Genomic DNA, 4,839 nt, shown 5'->3' on the forward strand with positions numbered 1-4,839 from the left:
CCGGCCGGTGCGGGAGCTCATTTTACTGACGGCTTAGGTTCGGGCGATCAGCAGTCGTCGCCGCCCTTCTTGTCGCCGAGCTTCTGGTCGTGGCCGGCGGCGTTCATCGCGCCGACCGTGCCCGGGGCCGCCGGCTGGTCGCCGCCGGCGGTGTTCTTGGCCGAGGACGTCTGGTCCGAACCCGGCTTGTTGCCGACGCCCTGGCCGGCGCCGACGTTGTTCATCGCGCCCACGGTGCCCGGCGAGGCCGGCTGCTGGCCGCCCGCGAGGTTCTTCGAACCCGCATCGGCGCCGCTGCCGGTGCTGCTGTTCGCGGCGGTGGAATCGCCCGGCGCCTTGGCGTTGGTGCTGCCCGTGTTGCAGGGCGCAGCGAGCGCGGAGCCGGCGATGAAGGCGAAAGCGGTGGCGGTGGCGATGGTCTTCGTGAGCGTCACGTTTGCGTCCCTCCGAATGTGTCCAGCCGGTTTTGCCGACCGGTCTGCCCGAGGAAAGCAATTAAGGAAAATTAAGTTCCCGATTTATCCTGCATCAAAGAATCTTTTTGAGACTGCATTTCCTCACATTCGATAGGAACCGATCCAAGTCCCTGATGTAAAATACACTATTCTGTCAGCCCCGCCGATCGGACGGTCCCGCCAGCTCAGAGGGGCGCGAGGAAGCCCGCCAGCCGCATCAGGCCCTCCGGCCAGGGCCCGTGCCCGCTCGCGACGTTGATATGGCCGGCCTCGCCCGCATCCACCAGCGCCGAGCCCCAGGCATAGGCGTAGTCCTCCGCCCGCTCGTAGGTGCAGTGCGGGTCGGTGCGGCTCGCCACCAGCAGCGAGGGAAAGGGCAGCGGATCGCGCGGCACCGGCGCGAAGGCGCGCACGCTCGCGGGCAGGTCGGCGCCCGCCTCGATGTCGGGGAAGGCGACCAGCAGGGCGCCGCGCACCACGCCCTCGGGAAAGCGCGGCGCGGCCTCCACCGCCGCGACGACGCCGAGGCTGTGGGCGATGAGGATCACCGGCCGGGTCGCGGCCTCGACGGCCTCCACGACGCGGCTGCGCCACGCGTCAGGGTCGGGCCGGTGCCAGTCGTCCTGCGCGACGATCCGCGCGGTCCTGAGCCGCGCCGCCCAGCGCGCCTGCCAGTGCTCCTCCTCGGAGCCGGCATAGCCCGGCAGGATCAGGATGTCGCAATCGGCGGTCTTCATGAGCAGTCTTCTCGGACGGGCGGCGTCCCGACGCAACCGGCGACGGGCCGTCCGGCTCCGCCGGCACCGTCAGGCGAGCCAGTCGGGCAGGCGGTCGAGGCGGATCAGGTCGTCGTAGCTCGGGCGCGGACGCACGACCGCGGAGCGGTCGCCGTCCACCAGCACCTCCGGCACGAGGCGGCGGCTGTTGTAGGTGCCGGCCTGGACCGCGCCGTAGGCGCCCGCGCTCATCACCGCGATCAGGTCGCCGGGGGCCACCGCCGGCATCTCGCGGCCCAGCGCGAGGTAGTCGCCGCTCTCGCAGACCGGGCCGACCACGTCCGCCGTCAGCCGGGGCGTGTCGGGGGCGGGCTCGCGCACCGGGCGCAGGGCGTGGAAGGCGTCGTAGAGCGTCGGGCGGATCAGGTCGTTCATCGCCCCGTCGACGATGACGAAGGTCTTCTCGTCGGTCGGCTTCACGTAGATCACGCGGGTGACGAGGATGCCGGCATTGCCCGCGATCATCCGCCCGATCTCGAAGACCGGCCGCAGGCCCAGCGGCCTGAAGTGCGGGCGCAGGATCGCGGCGAGCGCCGCCGGATCGGGCGGGGGGGCGTTGTCGTCGCGGTAGGGAATGCCGAGGCCGCCGCCGAAATCGACGTGGTGCAGCCGGTGCCCGTCGGCGAGCAGGTCGCGGGCGAGCTCGCAGAGCAGGCGCGCGGCGTTGTCGAACGGGGTGAGGTCGGTGATCTGGCTGCCGATATGCGCGTCGACGCCGACGATCTCGAGACCCGGCAGGCGCGCGGCCCCGGCATAGACCTCGCGGGCGCGGGAGATCGGGATGCCGAACTTGTTGTCGGACTTGCCCGTCGAGATCTTGGCATGCGTCAGGGCGTCGACGTCCGGGTTCACGCGGATCGAGACCGGCGCCCTGCGTCCCCGCGCGGCAGCGACCTCGGACAGGGCGGCGAGTTCGGGCTCGCTCTCGACGTTGAAGCAGAGGATGTCCGCGTCGAGGGCGGCGGCCATCTCCTCGCGGGTCTTGCCGACGCCGGAGAAGACGATGCGGTGGCCCGGCACGCCCGCGGCGAGCGCCCGGCGCAATTCGCCCTCGGAGACGATGTCCATGCCCGCGCCCTGGCGGGCGAGGGTGGCGAGCACCGCTTGGTTCGAGTTCGCCTTCATGGCGAAGCAGACCAGCGCGTCGTCGCCGGAAAACGCCTCGGCGAAGACGCGGTAGTGCCGCTCCAGGGTGGCGGTGCTGTAGCAGTAGAACGGCGTGCCGACCGCCTCGGCGAGCGCCGTCAGATCGACGTCCTCGGCGTGGAGACGCCCGTCCCGGTAATGGAAGTGGTGCATGTCAGGAGAATCCGCCGCAGAACCCGCCGCCGCGCCGCAAGAGGCTCGGCACGCCCGAATGCCCCCAGGCGCGGTGCGCTGTCTACCTCGAACCCGGTGCTAGAGGAGCGGGTCGAGGATGAACGGCTCCTTGGGAACCCGGTAGCCGCGCTTGGATCCGCGGGAGGTCGTGACCGGAACGCCGTCGCCGCCCGCGGGGATCGCCGCGGCACTCAGCTCGTCGCCGGCCTGCACGGCCTCGGGATCGGGGGCCGCGCCGCGATCGCCCACGGAGACCGTGCTGGACGGCAGGCTCCGCTCCGAGGCCGGGGCGCCGGGGCGCGGGCTCGGAGCGGTCTCCGACACGGCGGCCCCCGGCGGTTCCAGGCTGCCGCGCCGGCCGCAGGCCGTGCAGGCCAGGACGAGGCCGAGCGCGATCAGGATCGAGAGGCGGGCGGAACGGGCGGGCATCGGGATTTCCGGCGGGATTTCCGGCAGGGCGGCGGCGTGAGCTTAGCCGTTGGAGCCTCGTCCCGAAAGGTGGCCGCGGGCGCTTCGGACAACGCGATGCGGGCACGGGCGGCGAAGGCCCGGCGCGGGCCCGGCTCCGCCGAGCCCCGACGCCCCCGCGCGAACGAAGCTCAGCTCTTCTTGTTGCCGCGGGCCCCGTCCTTCGGCGGCGTGTAGGCGTCGATCGCCCGGCGGCAGTTCTCGGACAGCTTCGCCCAGTTGGTCTTGAAGCACTGGTCGGTCGCCGGATCGTCCGGATCGAGGTTGCCGCAATAGCTGAGGTAATCGCCGGTGCAGTACTTCTTGAGCGTCTCGTTGCCGCGCTTCGACTGCTGCGCCTGGGCCGGAGCGGCCAGCAGGGCAGCCGCGCCTGCGAGGGCGAGAACCAGGGGCGTCAGCTTCAGGGCCATGATGTTCGCTCGATCGCGGTTCGTGGAAAGAGATTCGTGGGAGGAGTTCCGGGCGCGATGATGCCCCCGCATGTCCGTAGCAAGGCGGGTTCGGGGCAAACGCAAGATGGTTCGGTGCTTACGGACTCGTGCGGGGCATCGCAAGGGAGGGCGGCACGATAGGCCGCGGGGGCGCTCCGCTCGGTGCGTTTCAGCTCTCGGCGAGCGCAGGCGAGGTAACTGGGGCGGTGGCTGAGGCGGCGGCGGGGAAGCCCCCGGCCTGGGGCAGCCGGTCGCGGCGGGCCAGGGCGTCGGCCACCTCGCTGATGCGGCGGCGCAGCTCGGCGGTGTCCTCGCTCCCCCGCGCGGCCAGGGCGTCCTGAGCGGCGGCTCGGGCCGCCGCCAGCTCCGCGCGCAGCGTCTCGATCTCGGCCTCGATCGCGGCGCCGGGGCGTGCGGCGGCGTCCGCGTCCCCTTCGTTCGCCGACGGCGCGGTGCCCGCCTGCGCCCGGCGCGTGGCCTTGAGGTCGTCGAGGAGGGTGCGGTGGGCCTCTTCCAGGGCGTGCAGGGTGGCGAGCCCCGTCTCGCCCTCGGCGCGGGCCGCGGCGAGATCCCGGTCGAGCCCGGCGATGCGTTCGAGGGCGCGGGCCACCTCGGCCTCGCTGAGGATTCGGGCGGCGACCGCCGCCTCGGCCTCCATGGTGCGGGCGCCGATGGCGGCCATGTCGGCGTGGCGACGGGCGGCGACGGCCTCGGCCTTGCGCTCCAGCCGGCGCTGCGCCACGGCGAATTCCGCCCGCAGGTGGTCGCGCTCGGCCACGACCTCGGACACGCTGACCGGCAGGGTCGCCTCGATCCGCCGCCGGGCGAGGCGGGCGGCACGGGCGTTCACGGTCGGCAGGATCGTCAGGGCGCACAGGCTCGCCAGGAGGAAGCCGAGCCCGAAGATCATCACGGTCTCGATCACGAAGGGGCCCTCACGCCGCCTCGGCCGACAGGTCCGGCCGCTGCGTCTTTTGCCCGCCTTGCCCGCGCGGAGGCAAGCGCCGTTGCGTCGCGCGCTCCGGGATCGGGGGCGGAGCGGGTCCGGATCAGAACGGGTTCCAGGTCGGGCGGCCGGTGAACTTCAGGTAGCCGACATTGATGCCGAGCCGGGCGCCGACACCGGAGCGGATCGGCACCACGATGATGCCGCCATCGGTCACCGCGGTCATGCCGAACCCGCCGATGAAGTAGGCCGAGCCGTCGACGCCGCCGAAACGGCGGTAGAGGTCGCGCACGGCGGGGAGGTTGTAGACGAGCATCATCGTGCGCGCCCCGTCGCCGCCGACATCGAAGCCGAGCGTCGGCCCCTGCCAGTAGATCCGGCGCTGCCCAGCATTGCGGGTGTAGAGCGTGCCCTCGCCGAAGCGCAGGCCGCCGACGATGGCG

Annotated in this window: 7 protein-coding genes; all 7 read right to left on the reverse strand. The window is 72.4% G+C overall.

Annotated elements, in window-relative coordinates; all coding sequences use genetic code 11:
* Positions 1–47: 47 nt before the first annotated feature.
* A complete protein-coding gene (locus MFF42_RS14675; RefSeq protein WP_238256392.1) occupies positions 48–434 on the reverse strand; it encodes an exopolysaccharide production protein YjbE in 387 nt (128 codons plus the stop codon).
* A gap of 206 nt (positions 435–640) precedes the next feature.
* Positions 641–1,192, reverse strand: a complete 552-nt coding sequence (locus tag MFF42_RS14680) for an RBBP9/YdeN family alpha/beta hydrolase (RefSeq protein ID WP_238256393.1) — start codon at positions 1,190–1,192, stop codon at positions 641–643.
* 69 nt (positions 1,193–1,261) lie between these two features.
* Positions 1,262–2,530: a diaminopimelate decarboxylase gene (gene lysA, locus MFF42_RS14685; RefSeq protein ID WP_238256394.1), complete on the reverse strand. Its 1,269-nt coding sequence runs from the start codon at positions 2,528–2,530 to the stop codon at positions 1,262–1,264.
* 99 nt (positions 2,531–2,629) lie between these two features.
* On the reverse strand, positions 2,630–2,980 hold the full coding sequence (locus tag MFF42_RS14690; protein WP_238256395.1) for a hypothetical protein: 351 nt from the start codon (positions 2,978–2,980) through the stop codon (positions 2,630–2,632).
* A gap of 170 nt (positions 2,981–3,150) precedes the next feature.
* Positions 3,151–3,429 carry a 3',5'-cyclic-nucleotide phosphodiesterase gene (locus MFF42_RS14695; RefSeq protein ID WP_238256396.1) on the reverse strand — a complete coding sequence of 93 codons (279 nt, stop codon included), beginning with the start codon at positions 3,427–3,429 and terminating at the stop codon, positions 3,151–3,153.
* A gap of 190 nt (positions 3,430–3,619) precedes the next feature.
* Positions 3,620–4,360 carry a hypothetical protein gene (locus MFF42_RS14700; protein WP_238256398.1) on the reverse strand — a complete coding sequence of 247 codons (741 nt, stop codon included), beginning with the start codon at positions 4,358–4,360 and terminating at the stop codon, positions 3,620–3,622.
* Positions 4,361–4,499: 139 nt separating this feature from the next.
* Positions 4,500–4,839: EipA family protein (locus tag MFF42_RS14705; RefSeq protein WP_238256397.1), on the reverse strand; the 340-nt coding region annotated here is incomplete at its 5' end.

The organism is Methylorubrum podarium (assembly GCF_022179745.1).
Lineage (GTDB): Bacteria > Pseudomonadota > Alphaproteobacteria > Rhizobiales > Beijerinckiaceae > Methylobacterium > Methylobacterium podarium.